At 68.7% G+C, this 26,543-nt stretch carries 31 protein-coding genes and 1 pseudogene; 9 read left to right on the top strand and 23 right to left on the bottom strand.

Translation table 11 applies throughout. The features are described from left to right. Nucleotides 1-62: 62 nt before the first annotated feature. From AC3IPP_RS16700 to rsmI, 6 genes and pseudogenes are all read right to left on the bottom strand, one after another. Nucleotides 63-908, bottom strand: a pseudogene (locus AC3IPP_RS16700) (ATP-binding protein); the annotation flags it as partial. Between the two features lie 66 nt (nt 909-974). Then, nucleotides 975-1,679, bottom strand: a complete 705-nt coding sequence (locus tag AC3IPP_RS16695; RefSeq protein ID WP_489149758.1) for a hypothetical protein — start codon at nt 1,677-1,679, stop codon at nt 975-977. Nucleotides 1,680-1,706: 27 nt separating this feature from the next. Next, the gene (gene gshB, locus AC3IPP_RS16690; protein WP_489149757.1) at nt 1,707-2,657 is read right to left on the bottom strand and encodes a glutathione synthase; all 951 of its coding nucleotides are present in this window, start codon (nt 2,655-2,657) and stop codon (nt 1,707-1,709) included. Nucleotides 2,658-2,819: 162 nt separating this feature from the next. After that, complete coding sequence (locus AC3IPP_RS16685; protein WP_087141220.1) at nt 2,820-3,632, bottom strand: SirB1 family protein; 813 nt, start codon at nt 3,630-3,632, stop codon at nt 2,820-2,822. After that, nucleotides 3,629-4,057: a YraN family protein gene (locus AC3IPP_RS16680; RefSeq protein WP_087141219.1), complete on the bottom strand. Its 429-nt coding sequence runs from the start codon at nt 4,055-4,057 to the stop codon at nt 3,629-3,631. Before AC3IPP_RS16680 ends, AC3IPP_RS16685 begins: the two co-directional genes overlap by 4 nt. Next, nucleotides 4,054-4,926, bottom strand: coding sequence for a 16S rRNA (cytidine(1402)-2'-O)-methyltransferase (gene rsmI, locus AC3IPP_RS16675; RefSeq protein ID WP_489149756.1), 873 nt, complete (start codon nt 4,924-4,926; stop codon nt 4,054-4,056). The genes AC3IPP_RS16680 and rsmI overlap by 4 nt, the downstream gene beginning before the upstream one ends. 123 nt (nt 4,927-5,049) lie before the next feature. Here rsmI and AC3IPP_RS16670 point away from each other — a divergent pair, with 123 nt between their 5' ends. Next, nucleotides 5,050-5,739 (top strand): alpha/beta hydrolase, encoded by a 690-nt coding sequence (locus tag AC3IPP_RS16670; protein WP_489149755.1) that lies wholly within the window; start codon nt 5,050-5,052, stop codon nt 5,737-5,739. Nucleotides 5,740-5,743: 4 nt separating this feature from the next. Here AC3IPP_RS16670 and hemW read toward each other — a convergent pair whose 3' ends face one another. Continuing rightward, nucleotides 5,744-6,811 carry a radical SAM family heme chaperone HemW gene (gene hemW / locus AC3IPP_RS16665; RefSeq protein WP_489177469.1) on the bottom strand — a complete coding sequence of 356 codons (1,068 nt, stop codon included), beginning with the start codon at nt 6,809-6,811 and terminating at the stop codon, nt 5,744-5,746. Between the two features lie 235 nt (nt 6,812-7,046). Further along, the gene (gene rdgB / locus AC3IPP_RS16660; protein WP_489149753.1) at nt 7,047-7,649 is read right to left on the bottom strand and encodes an RdgB/HAM1 family non-canonical purine NTP pyrophosphatase; all 603 of its coding nucleotides are present in this window, start codon (nt 7,647-7,649) and stop codon (nt 7,047-7,049) included. 440 nt (nt 7,650-8,089) lie between these two features. Between rdgB and AC3IPP_RS16655 the strand changes: the two genes are divergently transcribed. Genes AC3IPP_RS16655 through AC3IPP_RS16645 form a run of 3 tightly spaced genes read left to right on the top strand, consistent with a single transcriptional unit; the run spans nt 8,090 to nt 9,576 of the window. After that, on the top strand, nt 8,090-8,701 hold the full coding sequence (locus AC3IPP_RS16655) for a DUF2975 domain-containing protein (RefSeq protein WP_087141216.1): 612 nt from the start codon (nt 8,090-8,092) through the stop codon (nt 8,699-8,701). Nucleotides 8,702-8,725: 24 nt separating this feature from the next. Then, the gene (locus AC3IPP_RS16650; protein WP_003166522.1) at nt 8,726-8,959 is read left to right on the top strand and encodes a helix-turn-helix domain-containing protein; all 234 of its coding nucleotides are present in this window, start codon (nt 8,726-8,728) and stop codon (nt 8,957-8,959) included. A 2-nt stretch (nt 8,960-8,961) separates the two neighbouring features. Next, nucleotides 8,962-9,576 (top strand): Smr/MutS family protein, encoded by a 615-nt coding sequence (locus tag AC3IPP_RS16645; protein WP_489149752.1) that lies wholly within the window; start codon nt 8,962-8,964, stop codon nt 9,574-9,576. On the opposite strand, the gene ccmB is transcribed toward AC3IPP_RS16645, so the two are convergent. Together ccmB and ccmA are read right to left on the bottom strand one after the other, a co-directional pair. Beyond that, complete coding sequence (gene ccmB / locus AC3IPP_RS16640) at nt 9,573-10,238, bottom strand: heme exporter protein CcmB (protein ID WP_489149751.1); 666 nt, start codon at nt 10,236-10,238, stop codon at nt 9,573-9,575. The two genes, AC3IPP_RS16645 and ccmB, sit on opposite strands and share 4 nt — an antisense overlap. Continuing rightward, nucleotides 10,235-10,855: a heme ABC exporter ATP-binding protein CcmA gene (gene ccmA / locus AC3IPP_RS16635; protein ID WP_489149750.1), complete on the bottom strand. Its 621-nt coding sequence runs from the start codon at nt 10,853-10,855 to the stop codon at nt 10,235-10,237. Before ccmA ends, ccmB begins: the two co-directional genes overlap by 4 nt. 186 nt (nt 10,856-11,041) lie before the next feature. Here ccmA and acnA point away from each other — a divergent pair, with 186 nt between their 5' ends. The 3 genes from acnA (at nt 11,042) to AC3IPP_RS16620 (ending at nt 14,862) form a co-directional block, all read left to right on the top strand. Continuing rightward, entirely contained in the window at nt 11,042-13,747 is a 2,706-nt protein-coding gene (gene acnA, locus AC3IPP_RS16630) for an aconitate hydratase AcnA (protein ID WP_489149749.1), read from the top strand. A gap of 145 nt (nt 13,748-13,892) precedes the next feature. After that, nucleotides 13,893-14,378, top strand: coding sequence for an antitoxin Xre/MbcA/ParS toxin-binding domain-containing protein (locus tag AC3IPP_RS16625; RefSeq protein ID WP_087140095.1), 486 nt, complete (start codon nt 13,893-13,895; stop codon nt 14,376-14,378). 7 nt (nt 14,379-14,385) lie between these two features. Beyond that, nucleotides 14,386-14,862 carry an RES family NAD+ phosphorylase gene (locus AC3IPP_RS16620; protein WP_125900741.1) on the top strand — a complete coding sequence of 159 codons (477 nt, stop codon included), beginning with the start codon at nt 14,386-14,388 and terminating at the stop codon, nt 14,860-14,862. Nucleotides 14,863-14,868: 6 nt separating this feature from the next. On the opposite strand, the gene AC3IPP_RS16615 is transcribed toward AC3IPP_RS16620, so the two are convergent. Beyond that, a complete protein-coding gene (locus AC3IPP_RS16615) occupies nt 14,869-15,762 on the bottom strand; it encodes a hydrogen peroxide-inducible genes activator (RefSeq protein WP_087140099.1) in 894 nt (297 codons plus the stop codon). Nucleotides 15,763-15,991: 229 nt separating this feature from the next. Between AC3IPP_RS16615 and AC3IPP_RS16610 the strand changes: the two genes are divergently transcribed. After that, a complete protein-coding gene (locus AC3IPP_RS16610) occupies nt 15,992-16,546 on the top strand; it encodes a peroxiredoxin (RefSeq protein WP_087140101.1) in 555 nt (184 codons plus the stop codon). A 237-nt stretch (nt 16,547-16,783) separates the two neighbouring features. After that, on the top strand, nt 16,784-17,317 hold the full coding sequence (gene ahpD, locus AC3IPP_RS16605; RefSeq protein ID WP_087140103.1) for an alkylhydroperoxidase, AhpD family: 534 nt from the start codon (nt 16,784-16,786) through the stop codon (nt 17,315-17,317). Nucleotides 17,318-17,394: 77 nt separating this feature from the next. Here the strand turns inward: ahpD and AC3IPP_RS16600 are convergent, their stop codons facing one another. The 12 genes from AC3IPP_RS16600 to AC3IPP_RS16545 form a co-directional block, all read right to left on the bottom strand. After that, nucleotides 17,395-17,814 carry a helix-turn-helix domain-containing protein gene (locus tag AC3IPP_RS16600; protein ID WP_087140105.1) on the bottom strand — a complete coding sequence of 140 codons (420 nt, stop codon included), beginning with the start codon at nt 17,812-17,814 and terminating at the stop codon, nt 17,395-17,397. A 98-nt stretch (nt 17,815-17,912) separates the two neighbouring features. Next, nucleotides 17,913-19,502, bottom strand: coding sequence for an apolipoprotein N-acyltransferase (gene lnt / locus AC3IPP_RS16595; RefSeq protein WP_489149748.1), 1,590 nt, complete (start codon nt 19,500-19,502; stop codon nt 17,913-17,915). Further along, nucleotides 19,499-19,969: an rRNA maturation RNase YbeY gene (gene ybeY, locus AC3IPP_RS16590; protein WP_489149747.1), complete on the bottom strand. Its 471-nt coding sequence runs from the start codon at nt 19,967-19,969 to the stop codon at nt 19,499-19,501. The genes lnt and ybeY overlap by 4 nt, the downstream gene beginning before the upstream one ends. Next, entirely contained in the window at nt 19,969-20,976 is a 1,008-nt protein-coding gene (locus AC3IPP_RS16585; RefSeq protein WP_489149746.1) for a PhoH family protein, read from the bottom strand. Before AC3IPP_RS16585 ends, ybeY begins: the two co-directional genes overlap by 1 nt. 152 nt (nt 20,977-21,128) lie before the next feature. After that, nucleotides 21,129-22,433 carry a tRNA (N6-isopentenyl adenosine(37)-C2)-methylthiotransferase MiaB gene (gene miaB, locus AC3IPP_RS16580; protein WP_489177468.1) on the bottom strand — a complete coding sequence of 435 codons (1,305 nt, stop codon included), beginning with the start codon at nt 22,431-22,433 and terminating at the stop codon, nt 21,129-21,131. Between the two features lie 157 nt (nt 22,434-22,590). Next, nucleotides 22,591-23,061, bottom strand: a complete 471-nt coding sequence (locus tag AC3IPP_RS16575; RefSeq protein WP_003166535.1) for a Fur family transcriptional regulator — start codon at nt 23,059-23,061, stop codon at nt 22,591-22,593. A 37-nt stretch (nt 23,062-23,098) separates the two neighbouring features. Further along, nucleotides 23,099-23,533 (bottom strand): ribosomal protein S18-alanine N-acetyltransferase, encoded by a 435-nt coding sequence (gene rimI, locus AC3IPP_RS16570; RefSeq protein WP_489149744.1) that lies wholly within the window; start codon nt 23,531-23,533, stop codon nt 23,099-23,101. Continuing rightward, complete coding sequence (gene tsaB, locus AC3IPP_RS16565; protein WP_489149743.1) at nt 23,530-24,234, bottom strand: tRNA (adenosine(37)-N6)-threonylcarbamoyltransferase complex dimerization subunit type 1 TsaB; 705 nt, start codon at nt 24,232-24,234, stop codon at nt 23,530-23,532. The genes rimI and tsaB overlap by 4 nt, the downstream gene beginning before the upstream one ends. A 58-nt stretch (nt 24,235-24,292) precedes the next feature. After that, on the bottom strand, nt 24,293-24,661 hold the full coding sequence (locus AC3IPP_RS16560; protein WP_489149742.1) for a helix-turn-helix domain-containing protein: 369 nt from the start codon (nt 24,659-24,661) through the stop codon (nt 24,293-24,295). Between the two features lie 60 nt (nt 24,662-24,721). Continuing rightward, nucleotides 24,722-25,306, bottom strand: coding sequence for a helix-turn-helix domain-containing protein (locus AC3IPP_RS16555; RefSeq protein WP_489149741.1), 585 nt, complete (start codon nt 25,304-25,306; stop codon nt 24,722-24,724). A 61-nt stretch (nt 25,307-25,367) separates the two neighbouring features. After that, nucleotides 25,368-25,925, bottom strand: coding sequence for a NifU family protein (locus tag AC3IPP_RS16550; protein WP_087140122.1), 558 nt, complete (start codon nt 25,923-25,925; stop codon nt 25,368-25,370). A gap of 149 nt (nt 25,926-26,074) precedes the next feature. After that, a complete protein-coding gene (locus AC3IPP_RS16545; RefSeq protein ID WP_489149740.1) occupies nt 26,075-26,542 on the bottom strand; it encodes a universal stress protein in 468 nt (155 codons plus the stop codon). Nucleotide 26,543 lies beyond the last annotated feature (1 nt).

Raw genomic sequence — 26,543 nt, 5'->3', positions numbered from 1 at the left:
GGGAGCCGCGCGTCTCCACTTTGCATATCTTGTGAGATTTCGCGTTCTCAGTGAGATTTTACACCCCCGCCCGTCAGGGCCGCCATCGACGCGGAATGGTGCGGCGCTCTGAACGGTCGCTCGCGCGTCAGTCCTCCGCGCTCGATCAATCCCGCCACCGACCAGACCATGGAGGTCTCCAGCCGCTCCATCGGCGTCAGCGGCGGCAGCAGGCCCGGCAGACGCGCCGCCATCATCGACTTGCCCGAACCCGGCGGGCCGACGAACAACAGATTGTGGCCCCCGGCGGCGGCGATCTCCAGCGCCCGCTTGGCCCCCTCCTGTCCCTTGACCTCGCGCAGGTCGGGAACGGCGCGCCCTTCCAGCACCGGCCCCGGCTGGGGCGGGCGCAACACCTGAGTTCCGCGAAAATGATTGATCAGGCCGATCAGGGAGCGCGGCGCCAGCAGCCGCGCCTCGCCCGCCCAGGCCGCCTCCGGCCCGTTGGCCTCAGGGCAGATCAGACCCAGCCCCATGGCGTTCACCGCCATGGCGGCGGGCAGGGTTCCGCCGACCGCCGCGACCTGGCCGTCCAGGCCCAGTTCGCCCACCGCCGCCCAGCCGTCCAGAGCATCCGGCCCGATGACCCCCATGGAGGCCAACAGGGCCAGGGCGATCGGCAGGTCGAAATGGCTGCCTTCCTTGGGCAGGTCGGCGGGGGCCAGATTGGCGATCACCTTCTTGGCCGGAAGCGCCAGGCCGATGCCCGCAAAGGCGCCGCGCACTCGCTCGCGACTCTCGGCCACCGCCTTGTCCGGCAGGCCGACGATGGCGAAAGCCCCGGCGGGCGAGCCGACCTGCTGCACCTCGACATCGACTCGGCGCGCATCGACGCCGTCGAAAGCCACCGTCACCACCCGCGCGACCATGCCGTTCCCTCCCGCAGTCGAGAGAACAAATCACGAACTTACAAAAGCTGCAAGAGCGTTGTTCGGTCAGCTCGCCGGCAAATCGGCCTCCGGCGCGATCGTATGGACCACCTGGCCCTCGGCGTTCAGGAACTGGATGGCGCCGAAGCCCTCCTCGGTCACCGTCAGACGCAGGCGCGGCTGGTCGTTCCTGTCCGAGAGCTCAACCGCAGGCGCGCCGTCAGCGGCCAGCGACAGGCGCATCCGCGTCGGCGTTTGCACGCCGGGGACCAGGGCTCCGCCCAGGCCCGGCTCACGCACCAGCGGCGGCGCCTGGTTGAAGACGAAGCTGACCGAGCCGTCGGGCGACACGCGCCAGCCGACCGCGTCCATCGCCGGGTGGTCCAGCGCCAGCACGGCCATGCCGCCCTCGACGTCGGCCGTGCCGAAGCCGCCACGCTCGCTGCCCTTGTCGTCATAGAGGATCAGGCCGGCGACGTTGAAAGCCCGCTTGTACTGGACGCCGTCGATGATCGGCGGCGGCGTCGCCCCCGACAGGGTCATGCGGATCGTCCCGTCAGCGTCGACGATATCGATGCGCCGCGCGCTGATGCGATCATGATCCGGCGTCTCGATCCGGGTCTGCGGCGTGCGAGTCTCAATGATCCGCTCCAGCACCTCCAGGGACGGGCGCTTCGGCTCAACGTTCGGCGACGCCTCCTGAGCCATCGCCGGGCCGGCGATCGCCAGCGCCAGAACGGCTGACGCCCCGGCCTTGTTCAGTACGGTCATAAAAGTCCCCTCCCGTCTGACGCGGCCTCAGGCGGCCGCGCGTTTCCTCTGCTCGATGACTTCCCACATGCGCTCGGTCGCATCGATCCCCGCAAAGTTCAGCAACTGCTGGGCGCCGGTGGGGGAGGTCACATTGATCTCGGTCAGATAGTCGCCGATCACGTCGATGCCGACGAAGATCAGGCCGCGTTCCTTCAGATAGGGGCCGATGGCGGCGCAGATCTCCCGATCGCGCGGGGTCAGCTCGACCGGCGCCGCCGTGCCGCCGACGCGCAGGTTGGAGCGCACCTGATCCTTGGCCGGAATGCGGTTGATGGCGCCGACCGGCTCGCCGTCGATCAGGATGATGCGCTTGTCGCCCGCCGAAACGGCCGGGATGAATTTCTGGATCACCAGCGGATCGCGCGACCCGGCGGCGTGGATCTCGATCAGAGCCTCCAGGTTCGGATCGTCCGCCTTCAGTCGCACCACGCCCGAACCCGCCGCGCCGTGCAGGGGCTTGAGCACCACATCGCCGTGGCGGCGGTGGAAGTCGACCAGGGCCTCTGGATCGGACGACACCAGGGTCGGCGGCTGCAGGCCGGGGAAGAGGGTGGCGATCAGCTTCTCGGGCGCCGAGCGCACCTCGGCCGGATCATTGACCACCAGGGTCTTGGGATGCACCCGCTCCAGCAGATAGGTGGCGGTGACATAGGCCATGTCGAAGGGCGGGTCCTGACGCATCAGGATGACGTCCACGTCCTCGGCCAGGTCCAGCCACTCTTCCAGGCCGAAGTCGGCGTGGTTCCCCTGTTCGCGCTGCACCGTCACCGGACGGGCGCGGCAAAACAGGCGACCGTCCTCCAGCGCCAGGGTGCGAAAATCATAGACCCACAGCTTGTGGCCGCGCGCCTGCCCGGTCAGCGCCATCAGGAAGGTGGTGTCCGACTCGACGTTGACCGCCTCGAGCGGGTCCATCTGGATGGCGACCTTGAGCATGGGGTGTCCTTCTTGGTGGCGCTATCGCTCGCGCCGCGGGCGCGCGCTGCTTGAGCTGGTTTTTAGTCGCTATCGCTCGCGCCGCAGGCGCGCGCTGCTTCAGCGCCGAAGCGCCGTCAGTGCCTACTTGAGGCGCGAGGCTGCGCGCCGCAAGGCCGCGCTTCAGTTCAGCCGCATCCGCACCCGATCCAACCGGGCGTCGCAGACGGCGATCGGCTCGCCCAGGCTGCGGGCGCGCGATAGGGCCTGCATGGCGCCGGTCAGAGCGCCCTGCTTCTCGCGGGCGGCGGCCACGTCCAGCCAGGGGCGGTGATCCTCGGGGTCCAGCAGGGCGCGGCGCAGGGCCGAGCGCTCCGCGCCTTCGTAGTCGCGGGCCTGAAGGGCGCGGGTGAACAGGATGTTCTGCAGACGGATCAAAGTCTGACGCTCGCTGACCGGCGCCATCAGCAGGTCCAGCCGGTCAGCCACATGCGGCGTCAACCCCGCCAGCAGAGCGCGGCGCGTCAGTTCCGACGGCAAGACCAGCCGCCCCTGGCTGAACGGGTCCAGCGCCACCGGCCCCTCGGGCGTCTCGACCCGCAGCAGGACGTGGCCGGGAAAATCGACCGGAGCCGCCGTCAGTCCGGCCCGGCGCGCGGCGTCCAGATAGAAGATGACCAGCACCGCCGACAGGCCGCGCCGCCGCTCGGCCACATCAATCACGTCGGTGTTGGCCGGATGGTCGTAGTTCAGCAGGTCGCCGTTCAACCGCAGGTCGCCGGCCAGGGCCTCAGTCAGGGCGTCGTCGGGGCTTTCATTGGCGGCCCGCTCCTTGAGCCGCTGGGCCGCGTGATCGGCCAGAATCCTCACGCAATCGGCGTCGCGGAACGGATAGTCGTGGATCGCGCAGGCGATAGCGCAATCCAGCAAGGGAAAGGCCTCATCGGGCCCTTGTCCCGCCTGGGCCAGCACCGCCTCTGCTTCCTCGCGCGTCAACGCCGGTCCGCTCCCGTGGAGATCACGCCGCGAAGATGACGCGGAAAGCGTCCGGGGGCCAGCGCCACCATGTCGATTCTCAGGTTCAGCCCCGCCAGGGCCGGTCGCCCGCGCGCCGCCGCCTCGGCCGCGCGGATCAGGCGCTGGTGCTGGTCCGGTCCCAGGGCCAGCGTCGCGGCCTCCAGCGTCGCGCGGCGCTTCACCTCGACGGCGGCCAGAGTGCGCCCGCGCCGGGCCAGGATGTCGATCTCGCCGCCTCGCCCCTTCAGGCGGAAAGCCAGCACCTGATAACCCTTGAGCATCAGCCACAGGGCGGCGATCCATTCGGCGTCGTGCCCCTGGCGATGCGACCGACCGCCCAGCCTTCGGCGCCAGCCCGCCTTGGGCGTCTTCGGCGGCGGATGCGATCGCAGAGCCCGGCTCACCGTCCCTTCAACTCCAGCGCGCGCTTGTAGAGCGGCTTGCGCGGCAGGCTCAGCGCCCTGGACACCTCGGCCGCCGCCTCTCCGGGCGGCAGGCGGGTCAGGGCCTCGGCCAGGGCGGCGTCGGCGTCGGCGGCGCTGGCCGTCTCGGCCTCGCCGGGACCAACCACCACCACGATCTCGCCCTTGGGCGCGTCCAGCCGCGGATCGACGGCCAGATCGGCCAGATCGCCGCGCACGCATTCCTCATAGAGTTTGGTCAGTTCGCGGGCGACGGCGGCCGGGCGCGCGCCCAGAACCTCGGCCATGTCGGCCAGACTGTCGCGCAGGCGCGGCCCGCTCTCGAAGAAGACCAGGGTCTGGCGGCCGGGCCGTAGCTCCTCCAGCGCCGTGCGGCGCGCCGCCGACTTGGGCGGCAGAAAACCCGCGAACAGCACCCGGTCGGCGGGCAGGCCGGCGATGCACAAGGCGGCCAGCAGGCTGGACGGACCGGGCACGGGGTGCACCGGCAGGCCCTCGGCCGCCGCCGCGCGCGCCACCACATAGCCGGGGTCGGACACCAGGGGCGTGCCCGCATCGGACACCAGGGCCACCACCTCGCCCGCCTTCAACCGCTCGACGGCGATCTCGGCCGCGCGTTTCGAAGCATGGTCGTCGCAGCGCTCCAGCTTGGCCTTCAGCCCATAGGCGGTCAGCAGCTTGGCCGTCACACGCGTGTCTTCCGCCAGCACCAGATCCGCCGCCGCCAGCACGTCCAGCGCCCTGAGCGTCATGTCGCGCAAGTTCCCGATCGGCGTCGCCACCAGATAGAGACCCGGCGAAACGGGGCGCGCGGGCGGGGCGGTCGGCGGGAACAGGGAGGCGTCGGACATGACGCCATCCTAGTCACCGTCACGGTATCGTGAAAGCGGCGACCATCAGGGAACGCGAGCGACCTAGACACATTTCGGACACACGCGGCGTCAGAGCCGCCAAACTCCAAGGAAAACCGACTGATGTCCAAATCCGCCTCTATCGTCCTCGTTCACGGTTTCTGGGGCGGCGCCGCCCATTGGGGCAAGGTCATCACCGAACTGGCCCGGCGCGGCTACACCTCCCTGCACGCGGTCGAGATGCCGCTGACCTCCCTGGCCGACGACGCCGAGCGCGTGCGCAAGATGGTGCGCCAGCAGGAAGGCCCGGTCATCCTGGTCGGCCATTCCTACGGCGGGGCGGTGCTGTCCGAGGCGGGCGACCTGCCGAACGTGGCGGCCCTGGTCTTCGTCGCCGCCTTCGCGCCCGACGCGGGCGAAAGCCCCGGCGCCATCACCCAGCAGGACCCCCCGGTCGCCGCCCCCAACCTGGCCCCCGACAGCGACGGCTATCTGTGGGTCAAGGGCGACAAGTTCCACGAGAGCTTCTGCCAGGATCTGACGGCGGACGAGGCCCTGATCATGGCGGTGACGCAGAAGGCGCCGCTGGCCACCACCTTCGGCGACGCGGTCACGGCGCCTGCCTGGCGCAGCAAGCCGAGCTGGTATCAGGTCTCGAGCCAGGACCACATGATCGCCCCGACCAATCAGCAGCGGATGTCGGCGCGAATGAACGCCCGCAAGGTCATCACCCTGGACGCCAGCCACGCCTCTCTGGCGTCGCACCCGTCCGAAATCTGCGACCTGATCGAAGAGGCGGCGGCGACGGTCTGATCGTCTAGACCAGCAGGCTCTTCAGCACGGCGTCCAGCAAGGGACGGCCCGTCGCCGTGGCGGCGACGCGGCCGTCCTTCAGACTCAGGAAGCCGTCCGTCAGAAGGTCGGCCAGGCGGCCCTCGTCCGCCGACAGCCCCAGCCGCTGCAGCAGGGTCAGAGGCACGCCCTCGACGGTGCGCAGGCCCAGCAGCACGCGCTCCTCGTCAGCGTCGCGGGGGTCGAGAACCTCGCGCTCGGCCCAGGGCGATCCGGCGGCGACGCCCGCGACATAGTCGCCGATGCGGCGCTCGGCCACGGTCGCGACGCGCCCCTCTGCCAGGGTCATCCGCCCGTGCGCCCCCGGCCCCAGGCCCAGATAGTCCCCGCCGCGCCAGACGTGCAGGTTGTGGCTGGAACAGGCGGCGACGTCGCGCGCGTGGTTGGACACCTCATAGGCCTCGAACCCCGCGCGCTCGAGCGTCCCTTGCGTCGCCTCATAAAGGGCGGCGGCCAGATCCTCGTCCGGCGGCGACCAGGCGCCGCGCGCCACGGCCCGGCCGAAGGCCGTCGTCCCCTCGATGGTCAGTTGATAGGGCGAGATGTGCTCGAACCCCAGATCAAGCGCCGTCGTCAGCTCAGCGGTCCAGTCGGCGACGCCCTGACCCGGCCGGGCGTAGATCAGGTCGATCGACAGGCGCGGGAAGGCCCGCGCGGCCAAAGCGATGGCGCGGCGCGCCTCAGCGGCCGAATGATCGCGGCCCAGGAACTTCAGGGCCGCGTCGTCGAACGACTGCACCCCCATCGACAGGCGATTGATCCCGGCCTGGGCCAGGGCCGCGTAGCGCCCGGCCTCGGCGTCCGTGGGGTTGGCTTCCAGGCTGACCTCGATGTCCCCCGCCGAGGGAAACAAGGCTCGGGCCCGTGCGATCACCGCCGCCACGGCGTCGGGCGGCATCAAGGACGGCGTGCCCCCGCCGAAGAAGATCGAGGCCAGGGCGCGCGGCCCGACCAAGGCGGCCTGCGCCTCAAGGTCGTTCAGAATCGCCTGCGCCAGCCCCGCCTGCTCCTGCGTCCGCCCCCGGTCGCGCACCACGTTGAAGTCGCAATAGGGACAGATGCGCGCGCAGTAGGGCCAATGCACATAAAGGGCGATGGAGTCGCCCAATCCTCCCTTCTCCCCTCGGGGGAGAAGGTGGGCGGCGGAGCCGCTCGGATGAGGGGGCGGGTTGGGCATCTCGGGCCTTCATAGCAGAGGGAGCCGACGTCCCCCTCATCCGTCTGCCTGCGGCAGCTGCCTTCTCCCCGGCCGGAGAGAAGGGCCGTGTTTAGTCGATCAGCGCCGCCTTGAGACGGGCGAAGGCGCGCGCCCGGTGGCTCAGGGCGTCCTTCTCGACCGGATCCATCTCGCCGAAGGTCAGGGCGGAGCCTTCGGGACGGAAGATCGGATCATAGCCGAAACCGCGATCGCCGCGCGGCGGGAAGACCAGTTCGCCGTCGATCCGCCCCTCGACCACTACACAGGGGCCGTCGGGCCAGGCCACGGCCAGCGCCGAGGTGAACCAGGCCCGGCGGTCGGTCGAGGCGATCTCCTCCAGCCGCTGCTCGACCTTCTTCATGGCCAGATCAAAATCCTTGGTCGGCCCGGCCCAGCGCGCAGAATAGATGCCCGGCGCCCCATCCAGGGCCGCGACCGACAGGCCGGAATCATCGGCCAGGGCGACCTCGCCCGAGGCCTGGGCCGCGTGGCGCGCCTTCAGCATGGCGTTGCCGACGAAGGTGCTCTCCGTCTCGTCCGGCTCAGGCAGATTCAGCTCTCCGGCGGTGACGATCGTGTAATGTCCGTCGAGCAGCGCTTCGATCTCGCGCGCCTTGCCCGGATTGTGGGTGGCGGCGACGAGCCGCATCCCCTTGATCAGCTTGAGATTCATGGCGCGACCTTAGTCCCGTCCGATCCATTGCGAAATGGTAACATCGTTAAACGATATGTAAGTTGGCTTTCGTCGGCGCACGACCTATCTTCATTTTCAAGGACGGAAGGTCGCACCGTTCAGCCGAGAGAAACATCTCGCAACAATGATCCAGCGACACAACATATACGCACAAAAAACGTGCATTGATGGAGAGACCGATATGCAAGCCATGCACAAGACCAATCTGATGGACCGTCTGGCGCACAGCCTGGGCAACGCCTTCCTGCTGGCCTCCCTGCCGGCCGCCGCGATCGCCCTGATCATCCAAAGCTTCTGACCGCTCCTGCGAGCGAGGGGGCTTTGACGATCGCCATGAACGCCGTGAAGAATAGAGCCGTGCGCGGGTCGGCCGGACCCGCCGCGGCGACGGCGCCTCGACCCCCGGCCTGAGACGCCCGATGACGCGCTTGCGGAAACCGAACCGGCTCGCCGCCGCCCAGACCCCGCTTCGCGCCGCCCAACTGCGGACGCCGAACCTCAGGACCATCGGTCCCGGCTCCGTCGCCAGCTTGCTGAAGATCGCGCTGGACGTGGCCTATGTGGTGATGATCCTCGTCACCGGCCTGCTGCTGCTTCTGTGGGTCGCCTCGATCTTCATTCCGATCGACAATCTGAACGTAACCGTCTCGGACGGCGCGGACGGCCGCGAGATGCCGCTGACGCGTCCGCTACTGCTGTTCGCCCTGGGCGCTCTCAGCGCCTATTTCGGGGGCTTCCTCATCATCCTGCGCCATCTGCGCAAGATTTTCCGCACCCTGACCCTGGGCGATCCATTCCAGCCGGACAATGTGCGCCGCCTGCGCCATGTGGGCCTGATCCTGGCCGTCGTCACCGGCGGGGTGTGGATCGTGCAGGGGCTGGTGGCCTCGCGCCTCGCCCCCGGCGTGATGGAGCCGCAAGGCGTCAGCGACCTGCTCACCCCCGTCTTTTCCGTCCTGGTCGTCTTCGTCCTGGCCGAGGTGTTCCGCGAGGGCGCGCGCCTTCGTCGCGAATCCGAACTGACGATCTGATCGAGAAACGCTAAAGCTCACCCCATGGCCATCCGCGTCCAACTCGACCGCATCCTCGCCCAGCGCCGCATGTCGCTGACGGAACTCGCCGACCGCGTCGGCGTGACCGTCGCCAATCTGTCCATCCTCAAGACGGGCAAGGCGCGGGCCGTGCGTTTCTCCACCCTGGACGCCCTGTGTCGCGAGCTGGACTGCCAGCCCGGCGACCTGCTGGCCCATGAGCCCGGTCCGCCGGACGCCTTCGACGACGAGGGCTGAGCGTGGCCCGCCCCCCTTCGGGCAAGGGACCGCCGAAAGCCGCCTCCGCGACCGAGGATGACGACAAACGCATCTGGAACCGGGTGACGTCCACAGTGACGCCGCCTGTCCGGCGCAAGGCCGCGCGCGTGACGCCCGGCGCCGTCCTTCCGATATTCGATGAGCCGTCGCCTTTGGCCGGGCCGCCCCCACGCGGCGTTGCGGGCAAGAAGCGGGATGCGGCCCTGACGCCCGCTTCAGCAGGTCGTGCGGCTACGCCTCCGCCGAAGGTCGCTGCGCCACGGCCTCGCTCGGCGCCGGAAGAGCTTGAGCCGCGCCGCCAGCGCCGCCTGTCACGCGAGCGCGATCCGATCGAGGCGCGCATCGACCTGCACGGTTTCGGCCGCTTCGAGGCTGAGGATCAGCTGCGCAACTTCCTGATCGGCTGCCAGATGCGCGGCCTGCGTTCGGTGTTGGTCATCACGGGGCAGGGCAGGCGAGGCGGCGGGATCATCCGCGCCTCTGTGCACGAATGGCTGACCGGGCCGCACCTGCGCGGAGTGGTGTCCGGCTTCGCCTCCGCTCACCAGCGCCACGGCGGCGATGGCGCGCTCTATGTGACGCTGAAGCCGCGCTAGCCCTGTGCGTTCCTGACCGCCGCCGCGCCCGCGATCGGCGCGATCACCAAAGCGAACAGGACATAGGCGGCCAGCAGCGCCAGGGCCGAACCGGGGCTCTGACCGTTGGCCGCGCGGGTCAGAGCGCCCGCCCCGAACACCACCGGCGGAATGAACAGCGGCAGCACCACCACGGCGATCAGCAGTCCGCCGCGCCGCGCGCCCAGCGCCAGCGCCGCGCCCAGCGCGCCGGTAAAGGCGAAGCCCAGCCCACCCAACGCCGCCGATGCGCCCGTCAGCGCGATCAGTTTCGGCGGCTGGCCCAGCGCCAGGGCCGCGACCGGCGCCGCCAGCGCCAACGGCAGGCCCGTCGCCAGCCATTGCGCCACCGCCTTGATCCCCACCGTCGCCTCCAGCGGCAGAGGTCCGGTCGCCAGCAGGTCCAGCGCCCCATCCTCCAGGTCGCGCTCGAACATCCGCTCCAGCGACAGCAGGGACGCCAGGGCCAGCGCCATCCAGCTGGCCCCCGAGGCCGCCGGGGCCAGAACGCGCGGATCGCCGCCCGCCGCCAGCGGCAGGATGGCGGTCAGGCACAACAGGAAGCCGCACGCCAACAGCGGCCCACCGCCGCCGCCCCAGGCCAGCGATAGCTCGCGCGCGAACAGGGCGCGGACGGCCTTCATCGCACGCCTCCTAAATCCAATGACCGCGCTGCAACCGGCAGGGGGTCGTGCACGGCGGCCAGGATCATGCCGCCACCGGCCAGATGATCGGCCATCAGTTCGGCGGCGACGCCGCGCCACGCCTCGTCCAGCGGCGCCAGCGGCTCGTCCAGCAGCCACAGCGCGCGCGGGGCCGCGACCAGACGGGCCAGCGACAGACGCCGCCTCTGTCCTGCCGACAGCTTGCGCGTCTCCAGATCCAGCAGGGGCGCCAGCTTCAGTCGCGCGACGGCCGCGTCCACGGCGGCGGCCGAACCGCCCAGCCATTCGACCTGAAAGCCCAACTCCTGCCGCGCCGTGCGCTGAGGCTTCAGACCCTCGTGGTGACCCAACAGATGAAGCGCCGAACGCTGCGTCGTCTCGGCCTCCATCTCGCCGTCGGCGCCATGAAAGGCGATCGCCCCCGCATCGGGCCGGATGAAGCCCGCCACAGCCCGCAAAAGGCTGGTCTTGCCCGCTCCGTTGGCCCCGGTCAGGGCCGCCGCCTCGCCCGCCGACAGGGCGAAGGACAGGCCGCTGAACAGCCGCCGCTCGCCGCGCGAAAGGCCCAGGGCCTCTATCTCCAGACGGGTCAGCACTTGCGAGTCTCTCTCAATGTCCACGTCAAGGGTGTGGATACATGGACGGCCCTCGCGCGCGGGACTATATGCGCAGGCGCCGCAGCAGGCTTTCGCCGCGCGCGCCGGGGACCTGTGCGCCCCGACGTCCAGCGCGCGAAGGCGCAACCGAATTGTCGGGCGGCGTTTGTCAGAGGACTACTCTCCATGCCGTCGATTGACAGCCTCAAGACCCGCCAGGACCTCGCGGTCGGGCGCAAGAAATACGCCTATTACAGCCTTCCCGCCGCCGAGGAAGCCGGTCTGGCCGGGATTTCCCGCCTGCCGCGCTCGATGAAGGTGCTGCTGGAGAACCTGCTGCGCAACGAAGACGGCGTCTCCGTTACGGAAGCCGACCTGAAGGCCGTCGCCGCCTGGATCGAGAACAAGGGCGCCGTCGAGCACGAGATCGCCTTCCGTCCGGCCCGCGTGCTGATGCAGGACTTCACCGGCGTTCCGGCGGTCGTCGACCTGGCCGCCATGCGCGATGCGATGGACAAGCTCGGCGCCGACGCCAAGAAGATCAACCCGCTGGTCCCGGTCGACCTGGTCATCGACCACTCGGTCATGGTCGACCACTTCGGCAACGCCCAGGCCTTCGGTCAGAACGTCGAGCGCGAGTATGAGCGCAACATCGAGCGCTACAACTTCCTGCGCTGGGGCTCGTCGGCCTTCAACAACTTCCGCGTCGTGCCGCCCGGCACCGGCATCTGCCACCAGGTGAACCTGGAGAACCTGGCCCAGACCGTCTGGACTCTGGACGAAGGCAAGAAGACCGTCGCCTATCCCGACACCGTCGTCGGCACCGACAGCCACACCACCATGATCAACGGCCTGGCCGTCCTGGGCTGGGGCGTCGGCGGCATCGAGGCCGAGGCCGCCATGCTGGGCCAGCCGATCCCCATGCTGATCCCCGAAGTCATCGGCTTCAAGCTGACCGGCAAGCTGCCGGAAGGCGCGACGGCCACCGACCTGGTGCTGACCGTCACCCAGATGCTGCGCAAGAAGGGCGTGGTCGGCAAGTTCGTGGAATTCTTCGGTCCCGCCATCGCCGGCATGACCATCGAAGACCAGGCCACCATCGCCAACATGGCCCCGGAATACGGCGCCACCTGCGGCTTCTTCCCCGTCTCGCAGGCCACCATCGACTACCTGACGGCCACCGGCCGCGAGAAGGCGCGCGTCGCCCTGGTCGAGGCCTACGCCAAGGCCCAAGGCCTGTGGATCGACGAGACCTCGGAAGACCCGATCTTCACCGACGTGCTGGAGCTGGACATCTCGACGGTCGTGCCGTCGCTGGCCGGTCCGAAGCGTCCGCAGGACCGTGTTGAACTGACCGTCGCCGCGCCGTCGTTCGAAGAAGCCCTGACCGGCGTCTTCGCCCGTCCGGCCGACGCCCCGCGCGCCGCCGTCGAAGGCGAGAGCTTCGACATCGGCGACGGCGATGTGGTGATCGCCGCCATCACTTCGTGCACCAACACCTCCAACCCCTCGGTCCTGATCGCCGCCGGTCTGGTGGCGCGCAAGGCCCATGCGCTCGGCCTGAAGCCCAAGCCCTGGGTCAAGACCTCGCTGGCCCCCGGTTCGCAGGTCGTCACCGACTATCTGACAGACGCCGGTCTGCAGAAGGACCTGGACGCCCTGGGCTTCAACCTGGTCGGCTATGGCTGCACCACCTGCATCGGCAACTCGGGTCCGCTGGATCCGGCCGTGTCCAAGGCCATCAACGACAACGGCCTGGTCGCCACCTCGGTCCTGTCGGGCAACCGCAACTTCGAAGGCCGGGTGAACCCGGACGTCCAGGCCAACTACCTGGCCTCGCCGCCGCTGGTCGTCGCCTACGCCCTGGCCGGTTCGATGCGCATCGACATCACCAAGGAGCCGATCGGCAAGGACAAGAAGGGCAATGACGTCTTCCTGAAGGACGTGTGGCCGACCTCGGAAGAGATCGCCGCCATCCAGAAGAAGTCGGTCACGCCCAAGATGTTCGCCAAGCGCTACGCCGACGTCTTCAAGGGCGACGAGCACTGGCAGGCGATCGCCGTCACCGGCGGTCAGACCTATGAGTGGGAAGACACCTCGACCTACGTCCAGAACCCGCCCTACTTCGAGGGCCTGACCATGGAGCCCGCTCCGGTCACGGACATCGTCGAAGCGCGCGTGCTGGGCATCTTCGGCGACTCGATCACCACCGACCACATCTCGCCGGCCGGTTCGATCAAGAAAGCTTCGCCCGCCGGTCAGTACCTGACCAACCACGGCGTCGACGCCCTGGACTTCAACAGCTACGGCGCCCGCCGCGGCAACCACGAAGTCATGATGCGCGGCACCTTCGCCAACATCCGCATCCGCAACAAGATCACCCCGGACATCGAGGGCGGCGTCACCAAGCACTTCCCCTCGGAAGACACGATGTCGATCTACGACGCGGCCATGCGCTACCAGGCCGAAGGCCGTCCGCTGGTCGTCTTCGCCGGCAAGGAATACGGCACCGGCTCGTCGCGCGACTGGGCGGCCAAGGGCACCCGCCTGCTGGGCGTCCGCGCCGTCATCGCCGAAAGCTATGAGCGCATCCACCGCTCGAACCTGGTCGGCATGGGCGTCGTCCCGCTGCAGTTCAAGGAAGACGGCTGGCAGAAGCTGGGCCTGACCGGCGAAGAGATCGTCACGATCCGCGGCCTGACCGACGCCAACGTCGGCAAGCTGAAGCCCCGCCAGGATCTGTGGGTCGAGATGTTCCGTCCGTCGGACGGCAAGATGGCCCGCTTCCCGGTCCGCTGCCGCATCGATAACCAGACGGAGCTGGACTACTTCAAGGCTGGCGGCGTCATGCCCTACGTCCTGCGCAACCTGGCGCGCGGCGACGAGAAGTAAGAGGTCTCAAGCAGCGCGAAAGCGCGTTAGACCAACCAGAATGAAGGCCGGCGGAGCGATCCGCCGGCCTTTTTTCTTGGACGCCAGTCTACACATTCCGCTCATCCCTTGCCGCATCGCCGTTTGACGCCCATATTGACGTCAGATGACGAAAGCCGCCGCCATGACCGCCCTCGACCTCTACGCCTCGCCCGAGACCCTGCCGGCCAGCGACGCCGCGCGGATCGGCAAGCTGCTGGGCCTGAACGACAATGAGACGATGGACGACGTGGCCCTGGCCGAGCGGGTGTCGCAAGGGCTGAAGCCCGCCGCCGCCGCCGCCCTGGGCCAGGTCATCGGCATGCCGCGCGTGGTCGGCCAGATCATCCCCGAGGCGACGCTGCGGCGCGCCCGCACCAGCCGCAAGCCCCTGTCGCGCGAGATGAGCGAGCGCCTGTACGAGGTCGGCCGTGTGGTCGACGCCGTGGGCCGCGCCTACCGCGGCGACAGCGCCGCCGTGGTCCGCTTCCTGAACCGCCCGCATCAACTGCTGAACGGCCGCACTCCCCTGGCCATGGCCCAGTCCAGCTCGGCGGGAGCCGACGCTGTGATCAACCTGGTGCGCCGCGCTGACGCCGGCTTCGCGGTCTAGGTCCGGGATGCACCGTCGGCTGGACGACGCGCTCAAGGGATTCCGCATCGGCGATCCGCGCGGCGAATATCCCATCTGGAGCGACGGCGGCTCGCGCCGGGCCTCAGGCCGCTGGCACGAGGCGGGCCAGAGGGTGATCTACGCCGCCGAGCACTATTCCACGGCCATGCTGGAAAAGCTGGTCCACTTCGGCGGCGAACTGCCGCTGGGCCAGCACCATGTGGAGATCCACATCCCGGCGGGCGTCTCCTATGAAGTGGTCAACCCGGACCTAGTGCCCGGCTGGGCCGAGCCGGGCGGGGCGGCCGCCCGCGCCTTCGGCCGCGCCTGGCACGCAGAAGGCCGCTCGGCCCTGCTGATCACGCCCTCGGTCGTGGCCCGGATGGAGCGCAACTTCGTCTTCAACACCGCCCATCCCGACTTCGCCCGCATCAAGCCGGGCTTGGAGACTCCCGTCTGGTGGGACAGCCGCCTGTTCGGCTGACGCGGCTCAGTCCAGCTTCAGCGCCTCGGCCAGCAGGCGGGCCTCGGCGGCGCGGCTGGAGCCTGCACGCCAGGCGACGACGATCTCGCGGTGCGGCGCATCGACCGAGATCGGGCGGATCACCACGCCGGGATTGTCGGCCAGACCCGCCTGAACCGCCATCTGCGGCAGGAAGCTGACCCCCAGCCCCGAGGACACCATCTGCACCAGGGTGTGCAGGGAGGTGGCGGCGAAGACGTCCTCGCCGCGCGGCGCCTCGATGTTGACGGCCGCCAGCGCCTGATCGCGCAGACAATGGCCGTCCTCCAGCAGGATCAGATCTTCCGCCTTCAACATGCCGTCGGGAATTGGCCCCGCGCCCGCCAGCGGGTGCCCCACCGGAGCGGCGGCCATGATCTCATCATCGCCGATGCGGGCATGGTCGATGCCCGAGGCCTCATAGGGCAGGGCGATGACGGCGGCGTCCAGCTGGCCCGCCTTGAGCCCGGCGATCAGGCGCGGCGTCAGGTCTTCGCGCAGGAACAGGCGCAGGCCCGGATAAAGCGTCTTCAGTCCCGGCAGGGCGCGCGGCAACAGGAAGGGCGCAACCGTCGGAATGACGCCCAGACGAAACCGACCCGACAGAGGCTTGCCCGCATTCTGGGCCGCCTCGACCAGATCCTCGGCGCGAGCCAGCACATCTTCGGCCCGGCGCACCGCTTCGGCGCCCACGGCCGTCAGGATCACCGCCCCGCGCGTGCGCTCCACCACCGCCGCGCCCAGCACCCGCTCCAGTTCCTGCACCCCCGACGAGAGGGCGGGCTGGCTGACGTGGGCGGCCTCGGCGGCGCGGCTGAACGAGCCATGCTCGGCCAGGAGCTTCAGATATTGCAGCTGACGCAGGGTAGGCAGGACGGACATGACTTCACACGACTAGGCGGCCAGAACCGATATAGGAGATGCCTATCATCAGACCCAAACCAATCGAGCCGACTTATATCACTTCCCGCGTTCGACCATAATATAAATCTATTCCATCAAGCAAAATGATCGATTTGACTTAAGCTTCGCCAGGGCCCATCTCATGGCCTCGACGGATCGCACTCCCCGCGGTCCGGCGGTCCTTTTTTCTGCATCTAGGAGAAGCGCGATGCTCGGCGTCGGTCAAAAACTGCCTGATTTCAAAATTATCGGCGTCAAGCCGGGCTTCAATGCTCACGAAGAGAACGGCGTCTCGGCGTTCGAAGCCGTCACGCAAGACAGCTTCGAGGGCAAGTGGAAGGTCATCTTCTTCTACCCGAAGGACTTCACCTTCGTCTGCCCGACCGAAATCGCCGCCTTCGCCAAGCTGGGCAAGGACTTCGAGGACCGCGACACCGTGGTTCTGGGCGGTTCGACCGACAACGAGTTCACCAAGCTGGCCTGGCGTCGTGACCACGCCGACCTGAGCAAGCTGCCGATCTGGCAGTTCGCCGACAACGGCGGCAAGCTGGCCCGCGCCCTGGGCGTGCTGGACGAAGAAGAAGGCGTGGCCCTGCGCGCGACCTTCGTCGTCGATCCGCACAACGTCATCCAGCACGTCTACGTCACCAATCTGAACGTCGGCCGTTCGCCGGAAGACACCCTGCGCGTCGTCGACGCTCTGCAGACCGACGAGCTGTGCGCCTGCAACCGCCCGGTCGGCGGCGACACCCTGGCCGCGTAAGTACTGGCCCAAAGGTCGCAACGACCAGGCCCGGACCGCGTGAGTAGGGTCCGGGCCGCCCCTCGAAAGAGGCGGCGGCGGGCGACTGTCGCCGCCTTTTTCATGCCTGCTTCACTGTTGGGGGCGCTATGCTCGGCTCACGGAGCCTCACGGCTTGAGCGCTCATCCAAACCATGCGGCTCAAGTCGTGAGCGATCGCGTCGTGAGCGATAGCCGCTTCCTGAAAGGAACACGAAAATGTCCATCGACGCCCTGCGTGACCTGATCCCGGCCTATGGCAAGGACATCTCGCTGAACCTGTCCTCGCTGGCCAATGAGACCGTTCTGAACGACCAGCAGAAGTGGGGCAGCTTCCTGGCCTCGGCTCACGCCATCGGCGTCGGCCCCGTGGTCAAACTGATCGAGGCCCAGGCCGCAACGGTCCTGTCACCTGAAGCGATGAACGCCGCCAAGGCCGCCGCCGCCATCATGGGCATGAACAACATCTACTATCGTTCGCTGCACCTGATGAAGAACCAGGAGTACACGACGCTGCCGGCCAAGCTGCGGATGAACATCATCGCCAATCCGGGCGTCGACAAGCTGGACTTCGAGCTGTGGTCGACCGCTGTCTCGGCCATCAACGGCTGCGGCGCCTGCCTGGACGCCCACGAGGGTGAACTGCGCAAGCACGCCGTGCCGAACGTCCAGATTCAGGCCGCCCTGCGCATCGGCGCCGTGGTCCACGCCGCCAGCCGCATCATCGCCTCGGAGACGGCGCTGAACGCCTGATCTCGAGCGGCCTCCAAGACAGGAAAAGGCGCGGATCGCTCCGCGCCTTTTTCTTTGTCCGTTAGATCGCGGCGCCCTCAGCCGTCGTTATCGGCGCCCTCATCGACCAACTCGCGCATCAGATCGACCACCAGCTTCTGTTGGCGCGACGACAGGCGCGGCGCCAGACGGCCGATCTCTATGGTTTGTCGGGTGGCGGGAAAGTCATGCACGAAAGGCTCGGCGTCGCCCTCGGCCATACCCGGCTGCACCGCGCCGGTCAGCCCATCGAAGAAGTAGCCGATGTCGACGCGAAAGAAGCGGGCGATGTCCCACAGTTTGGACGCCGAAATCCGGTTGGCGCCCTTCTCATACTTCTGCACCTGCTGAAAGGTCACCCCCAGCGCCTGGCCCAGATCGGTCTGATTGTAGCCTAGGGCGATGCGCTTCTCGCAGACGCGCCGCCCCACATGCCGATCCACCAGATGGGGACCATCAGTCCCGGAACCCCTGACCATGTCCTGCCCTCTTCCCTGTTTTTCTTTTCGACATGCCGCCGCCCTCGGCTTCTGTCATGCGTTTTCGCGTCACAGGGGCGCCGCCCCTCTCGATAGGGTTAACGCGTCAGCCGCCTGTTTCCGGCGCGGCGACGGCCCGCAGCCAGCATTATAATCAGCAAGACGGCGAACCCCATATCGCCCCAGCGACCATAGAGCGTCGGCGACGCGGCCTGCGGCAGGCGCACGTCGATGATCCCGGCCTGACCGGGGTCCAGCCGCTTGCCCTCGACGATGCGGCCCCACGGATCGATCATGGCCGAAACGCCCGTCGGCGTGGCCCGCGCCACCGGCAGACCGGTCTCCAGCGCGCGATAGGAGGCCAGGTTCAGATGCTGGCGCGGCCCCGAGGTCTTGCCGAACCAGGCGTCGTTGGAGACGTTGACGATCCAAGCCGGACGCGTCGCCGCCGCCGCGGGCGTGAAGCCCGGATAGAGGCTCTCGTAACAGATCAGCGGCTGCACCGGCGGCGCGTTGACCAGGCTGATCGGCGCGGGCGGCGGACCGGCGCTAAAGTCGGCCGGCACGTGCACCAAGCTGCGCACCCCGATCTTGCTCATCAGCTCGCCCATCGGCAGGTATTCGCCGAACGGCACCAGCCGGTGCTTGTCGTAGATCGGCCCGATGCGCAGACCCGCCACCCCTTCGTCATGCAGGGCGAACAGGCTGTTGTAATAGCGAGCCCCGGTCTCGGCGCTGGGATCGGGCTCGCCCCGGCTCAGGCCCGCCAGCAGAGTCTGACCCGTCTGCAAGGCCGCCGCCACCGCCTGGGCGTCCGGCGAGGCGAACAGGTCGTTGGCCGTGGTCGGCAGGGCGCCCTCGGGCCAGATCACCACGTCGGGCAGGGCGGCGGCGGGCTGGGCGGTCAGCTCCAGATAGCGGCCCAGAATGGCGTGATAGGCCTCGGGGCTCCACTTGTAGTCCTGGGCGATATCGGCCTGGACCAGGCGCACCAGGGTCGGCGTCTCCACCACCCGCGCCGATGACAGACGCACGGCGCCGAAGGCGAACAGGCCGGCCAGGGTCAACACGCCCAGCCCCGCCGCGATTAGGCGCGGCCGTCGCGGCCCGGCGTCAGCCAAGGGCGCAAAGGCGCTGACCGCCGCCACCGTGATCAGGCCCAGCCCATAGACTCCGCCGATCGAGGCGAACTGCGACATGGCCGATCCCGCCGCCCAGCCCGCGCCCGCCGGATTCCACGGAAAGCCCGTCAGCACATGACCGCGCGTCCATTCCAGCAGGGCGAACAGGGCGGCGAACAGCAGGACACGCCGCATCCCGCCAGGACTGAAGCGACGATAGGCCAGCGTCGCCAGCCCCCAGAACAGCCCCATGCCCGCCGGCAGCAGGCTGGCGGCGAAGGGCGCCATCCAGGCCTGGGCCGGATTGACCAGGAAAGCCTCGGCCACCCACCAGCAGCCGATGAAGAAATAGGCGAACCCCGCCAGCCAACCGACCCAGAAGCCGCCCTTCATGCCGCTGGCCCGATCCGCCAACAGCAGCAACAGCGGGTAGCCCAGCAGGCCCGGCAGGAAACCGAACGGCGGATGCGCCAGGGCGGCGCCCGCCCCGGCCAGCAGCGCCAGGGCGATGCGGCTCCAGCGATTGTTCAGCAAACCCGCGAACCGGGCGGCGATCGCCCCGCTCACGCGGCGCCCTCATGCTCGATCGCACCATTCTCGGCGGCATAGGGGTCAGCGACGCCCAGCTCGGCCAGAATCTCGCGCTCTTCGGCCTCCATCTCGTCGGCTTCGGCGTCGTCCTCGTGATCGCGGCCCAGCAGGTGCAGCACGCCGTGGATGACCAGATGGCTCAGATGGTCCGACAGGCTCTTGCCCTGCGCCTCGGCCTCCGCCGCGCAATAGGCATAGCCCAGCACCACGTCCCCCAGATGCGGAAAGGCGCTTTCCGCAGCCGGGAAGGACAGCACGTTCGTCGGCCGGTCCTTGTCGCGGAAACGTTTGTTCAAATCCTGCACCGCGGCGTCGTCGGCCAGCAGCACCACCACATCGCCCTCGACTGTTCCCAGGGCCGCGCGGGCCGCGCGCTCGGCGACCGTCGCCGCCTCGGGCAGAGCCACGGTCCAGGCCTCGCTCTCGATTTCGACCTCGATCATCAGGCGTCGTCCTCAAGGTCGGGGAAGGGGCGGCTGCGCGCCGCATCGGAGTCATAGGCCCGCACGATGCGCTCGACCATGGCGTGGCGCACCACGTCTTCGGACTTGAACTGCTGCACGCCGACGCCCTCGACGTCCTTGAGAATCCGCAGGGCGTGGGCCAGACCGGAATCGCGCGGGTTCAGCAGGTCGACCTGCGACGGGTCGCCCGTCACCACCATGCGCGCGCCCTCGCCCAGGCGGGTCAGCACCATCTTCATCTGCATCCGCGAGGTGTTCTGCGCCTCATCGACGATGATGAAGGCGTGGCTCAGGGTGCGGCCGCGCATGAAGGCGATGGGGGCGGCTTCGATCTCGCCCTTCTCACGACGACGGCGCACGTCGTCGACGCCCAGGATGTCGTTCAGCGACTCCCAGATCGGGGCCAGATAGGGGTCGACCTTCTCGTTCAGATCGCCCGGCAAGAAGCCCAGCTTCTCGCCCGCCTCGACGGCCGGACGAGTAATGACCAGCCGGTCCACCTGCCCCCGCTTCAGCAGGGAAGCGCCATAGGCCGCCGCCAGGAAGGTCTTGCCCGTACCGGCCGGGCCGACGCCGAAGGTCAGCTCGCAGCGGCCCAGCATTTCCAGATAGCGCGCCTGCGACGCCGTCTTGGGCGCGATGGCGCCGCGGCGGCCGACCGGCAGGGCCGCGCCCTCCGGCACGCTGCGACCGGCGCTGCGGCCCGCGGGTTCGGCGCGCGGCTGGGTCACGGCGGCGCCCAGGGCGGTGCGCACGTCGGCCTCGGTGATCTCGGCGCCCCCCTCGGCCCGGTTCGACAAGGCCTCGATCACCCGGCGCGCCTGCGCCCGATCACGCGTCGAGCCGTTGATCGACACCCCGCCGCCCGGCGTCTCGACCAGCACCTTGAAGGCGTCCTCGATCAAGGCCAGGTGGCGGCTGTTCGGCCCGATGACGGCGCGCAACGCCGCATCGCTGAGGGACAGGAACTCGGACTCTCGCGCCATGAAGTCTCCTTAAGAGTCCCTATCGCCTCGCACGCGGTGCGAGGCTGCTTGAGGGACGATATTGAGTGTTCCTAACGCCTCACGCACGGCGTGAGACTGCTTGAGGAACGTAGCGTGGGGCCGCTCGCGACACATGCGTTGAGAGAAACCCGTCAGTTCGTCTGGATCAGGCGACCGCTCAGGCTGTTCTGCTGGCCGCTGATGATCTCGACCGGAACGATCCGGCCGATCAGTTGATCCGCGTCGTCGACGTGGACCGATTGCAGATAGGGCGAGCGGCCGACGGCCTGGGCGCCGTGGCGGCCCTTTTTCTCGAACAGCACCGGCAGGACGCGCCCGGCCAGCGACTGGTTGAAGGCGGTCTGCTGCTCGGTCAGCAGGGCCTGAAGGGCGTGCAGCCGCTCTTTCGCCACGGCGTCCGGGACCTGGGCCGCCATGGTCGCGGCGGGCGTGCCGGGACGCGGCGAATACATGAAGGAGAAGGCGCTGGCGTAGTTGACCCGCCGCACCAGATCCATGGTGTCCTCAAAATCGCGGTCCGTCTCGCCGGGGAAGCCCACGATGAAGTCGCCCGCCATCGCCATGTCAGGCCGCGCCTCGCGGATGCGGTCGATCAGATCGAAATACTTCTGACGCCCGTGCTTGCGGTTCATCAGGCGCAGGATGCGGTCCGACCCCGCCTGAACCGGCAGGTGCAGATAGGGCATCAGGGCGTCCAGCTCCCCGTGCGCGGCGATCAACTCGTCCGACATGTCATTCGGGTGGCTGGTCGTATAGCGGATGCGATCCAGCCCCGGAATCTCGGCCAGCGCATAGGCCAGCTTCGCCAGGGTGAAGGGCTTTCCGTCCGGCCCTTCGCCGTCATAGGCGTTGACGTTCTGGCCCAGCAGGGTGACTTCGCGCACGCCCCGGTCGGCCAGGGACCGGGCCTCGGCCAGCACCGCCGCCACCGGCCGCGACCACTCAGCGCCGCGCGTATAGGGCACGACGCAGAAGGTGCAGAACTTGTCGCAACCCTCCTGCACCGTCAGAAAGGCCGTGACTCCTTCCGTACCGCGCGTTGCGGGCAGGGCGTCGAACTTCTCGTTCGGCGCAAAGTCTGCGCCGATGCGCTCGCCGCGCGCCCGCGCCGTGCGGGTCAGAAGTTCCGGCAGCTGATGATAGGCCTGGGGGCCGACCACCAGATCGACCGCCGGCTGGCGCTTCATGATCTCCTCGCCCTCGGCCTGGGCGACGCAGCCGGCCACGGCGATCGTCATGCCGTTCCGCCCCTCCGCCAGGCGCCGATCCCGCATCTCCCGCAGCTTGCCCAGCTCGGAATAGACCTTTTCCGCCGCCTTCTCGCGAATGTGGCAGGTGTTCAGGATGACGAAGTCGGCGTCTTCAGGCGTTTCGGTCGAGGCATAGCCCAACGGGCGCAGCACATCCGCCATGCGCTCCGAGTCATAGACGTTCATCTGACAGCCATAGGTCTTGATGAACAGGCGCTTGGGCGCGGCGCTCGCGTCAGATGCGCCAGCGTCCGCCGGGGCGGGAGTGTCGAGCGTATCAGTCATGCACGGCTTATGATCGCCGAAATCGACGACGGCAAGACGATGTGAAGACTGACGGCGGTCAGTCTTCGGTCTCGTCGCGCGGGCGGCGCTTGTAGATCAGGCCCTCGCGCTCCACCGGCTCCGCGCCGGGGATGACGTGGCCGTAGAGCTCCAGCTTGTGACCGACCAGCTCATAGCCCAGCTTGCGCGCGATCTCGGCCTTCAGCCGCTCGATCTCGGCGTCGAAGAATTCGATGACCTCGCCCGTCTTGGTGTCGATCAGGTGGTCGTGGTGGTCGTCGCCCGCCTCTTCATAGCGGCTGCGGCCGTCGCCGAAGTCGTGCTTCTCGACCACGCCCGCCTCTTCGAACAGGCGAACGGTGCGATAGACGGTGGCGATGGAGATGTGCGGGTCGATCGCCGAGGCGCGGCGATACAGCTCTTCCACATCGGGGTGGTCTTCGGCGTTCGACAGGACGCGGGCGATCACCCGACGTTGCTCAGTCATGCGCATGCCGCGTTCGGCGCAGAGTTTTTCGATCCGGTCCATGGCGGCGAAGATAGGCTGTACCGTCGCCTTATGGAAGCTATCGAGAGAAGTTCAGGACAAGCGTCAGCGCGTCCTCGCGGCTTCCGTCCGCGTGCGAATAATAGCCGCGACGGCGCCCCATCTCGACGAAGCCGCTTCGGGCGTAGAGGGCGCGGGCGGCGGCGTTGCCCTCGGCCACCTCCAGGAACATCCGCTCGGCCCCCAGGGCGGCGGCCCGAACCACCGCCGCCTCGACCAGGCGCCCGCCCAGACCCGCGCGCCGCGCCGAGGGCCGCACCGCCAGGGTCAGGATCTCCGCCTCATCGACCACGACGCGGATCAGGATGAAACCCTCCTCCTCGGCCACGGCGAACACGCCCGGCGAGGCCAGTAGTTCAGACAGGGCCGCTTCATCCCACGGCGCCGCGAAGGCCTCGGCGTGGATCGCGGCCAGGCGCGCTGGATCGGCCGGCGGGAACAGCGTCGCGCTCACGCGGCGGGCTGGCGCGGCTGGCCCGGCAGGCGGCTGGGCGGGGTGGCGTCGGGCGCGCGCAGATAGAGCGGCTGCGGCGGCGAGGTCGCCGGATCGGCGGCCAGGGCCAGCGCCGCCAGCGCCTCCGGCGTCGGAGCGGGCAGGGGATGCAGGTCCGCATCAGCCAGTGCAGGGAAGGCCTCGGCCAGAAGCGCCGCCCCGCTGCCGACCAGGGTCGGCCGTGCGGCGCCCGCGGCGGCCAAGATACGGTCGCGCGCCGTCTCCAGCGGCAGGGCCTCAGCCTCGCCCAGCGGCGCGCCGTCGCGGAACAGGCGCGCATAGACCTGACCCCGGCGCGCGTCGATCACGGCGGCGACCAGGCCCAGATTGTCTGTCGGCAAAGACGCGGCCAGAGCATCCAGCGTCGAGATTCCGACCACCGGCCGGTCCAGCGCCGCGCCCAGACCCAGCGCAAAGGAAAGGCCGACCCGCAGGCCGGTGAAGGAGCCCGGCCCGACCGTCACGCCGATGCGGTCGATCCCGTCGAAGCCCCCCGCTTCGGCCGCTGCATCGCGCGCCAGACCGCCCAGACGCTCCTGATGTCCCTTGGCCATGACCTCCGCGCGCACGCCCAAAGCCTGGGGCAGGGCCGTGCCCGCCTGACTCGTAAACACCCCGACGGCGCAGGCGCCCAGCGCCGTGTCGATGACCATGACCTTCATGGCTCTGTCCCTAATGCGAAACAGCTTCGGATGCGACCGCCACGACGCCAGGCGCCGATCAGCCGCCCGCCATGGCCTGGGCGACCCGCGTCAGGGCGCGGCGCGCGCCTGCATCGGGAATGCGGGCGAAGGCCTCGGCCAGACCGCGCCCCTCGGCGCTGGCCAGGACCGGATGGACCAGTTCGACGTCTCCCTCGACGCTCGGGCGCGCGGGAAAGAAATCGGCCACCGAACACCCCATGGCGGTGGCCGCCTGATGCAGACGCGAGGCGGAGACCCGGTTGGCCCCGGTCTCGTATTTCTGAACCTGCTGGAAGCTGACGCCCAGTTCCCTCCCCAACACGGACTGGGACCAGCCCAAGGCGGACCGCCGGGCGGCGATGCGCAGGCCGACGGCCTGGTCGATATGATGACTGCGACGCGACATGACCCCTCCGATTTCAACCAGAGAGTTTCATAGCTCGCACCGAAATACAACTATTTCGTTTCATTCATCATCAAAACGGCCGGTCACCGCCGACATCGACTGGATGTTCGAACGCGCGATCCGCTCCGACCGATCCAGGCCGCCCGCGCCGAAGACCACCACTTCAGCATCGTCAGCGCGATCATAGAGGCGAACCTTCTGAACACCGTCGTCCATCTGGATAATGCAGCCCTGTCCCCGGCGCGGCCAACGCCCCGGCGCATATTCCAGCACCGTCCCGGCGGAGGCCCAGGGGGTCAGTTCATCAGTCTCCAACCGCAGCCGACGCGACGCGATGGGAGCGCCCTCGAACGCCCGGCCGCGCGCCGAAACTCCATTGGCGGCAAGGACTTCAGGTGAAGCCGGATCGCCTTCCAGGTGCAGAACCAAGGCCTCGGGCGTGGCGTCCAGGGCGCCGGTCAGGCGGCGCTGGACGTCCGGACGGAACAGGCTGGAGCGCTTGCCCGCCTCATACAGGCCCCAGCCCTGGCTGGTCATGCCGATCCGCTGGCCCGCTTCGGCCTGGCTCAAGCCGCGCTCGCGCCGCAGCGCCGCCAGGGCCTCGCCCAGGGCGCGCGCCTGGGATGTCTCGTCCGAACCGCTCATGACGCCATCATGCCCGACGGCGCGCCGCCCGACGAGTGTTTCATGTGAAACAGGGCGGCGCTTACAGCACCTGTTCGACGCTGGTCACTTCGGGGACGTAGTGGCGCATCATCTGCTCGACCCCGGCCTTCAGCGTGGCCGAGGAGGAGGGGCAGCCCGCGCAGGCGCCGCGCATCCGCAGACGCAAGACGCCCGTTTCCTCATCGAAATGATCGAACAGGATGTCGCCGCCGTCCTGAGCCACGGCCGGACGAATGCGGCTGTCGAGCAGGCTCTTGATCTCAGCCACGATCTCCGTGTCCTCGCCGGCGTCCTCGGTCGCCGTCTCGCCTTCGCGCACCAGCGGCGCGCCCGAGACGAAATGATCCATGATGACCGACAGGATCGGCGCCTTCATCTCGCTCCAGTCCGGGCCTTGAGCCGCGCGGGTGACCGAGACGTAATCGGCGCCGAAGAAGACGCCCTCGACCCCTTCCAGTTCGAACAGGGCCTCGGCCAAGGGCGAGGCGGCCGCCTCGTCGATGGTGCGGTACTCCAACACGGCCTGCGGAGCGACGTCGCGGCCCGGCAGGAACTTCAGGGCGTTGGGATTGGGCGTGGCTTCGGTCTGGATGAACATGAACCCCAGATGCGCCCTGCCGCGCCCCGGTTCAAGTGGGCGTCCGGCCCCAAGGCGAGGCGTCTCGTCGCGTCACCCCCTTACGCATGAGCGCGCCCACGTCGCTCAAGCCGCGAGGCCCCGCGGGCCGAGCATAGCGACTCTAAAAATCAAGCCAGATCCAGAATCTCCGCCTCGGTCAGTTCGCCGGGGACGATGGTGACGGGCAGCTTGCGGCCGGTGAAGGCGGCGCCCTGTTTCAGCACCGTCGAGACCAGGGGGCCGGGGCCGCGCCCGTTGGCGCCGGCCGCCAGGATCAGGATCTTGATGTCGGGATCGTCGCCGACCGCCTTGCGGATGGCGGCCTGGGGATCGCCCTCCTCGATCAGATAGACGGGCGGCGCGCCGGACGTCTCGGCGACCTTTTCTCCCAGCCGGGCCAGCAGGGCCTCGGCCTCCTCGCGTTGCTGACGACGGATTTCGTCGCGGACGCCGGACCAGTGCTCATCCGATCCGCCGACCAGGGCGCGCAACAGCACCACATGGCCCCCGGTCGAGCGGGCGCGGCGCGAGGCGTAGGCCAGGGCGGCGTCCAATTCGGGAGTGTCGTCGACGACGACGAGGAACTTCCTGGGCATG

It is taken from the genome of Brevundimonas sp. KH_060, from assembly GCF_057838275.1.
The sequence above is the reverse complement of the archived record's forward strand: the minus strand, read 5'-3'. Positions and strand labels throughout refer to the sequence as shown.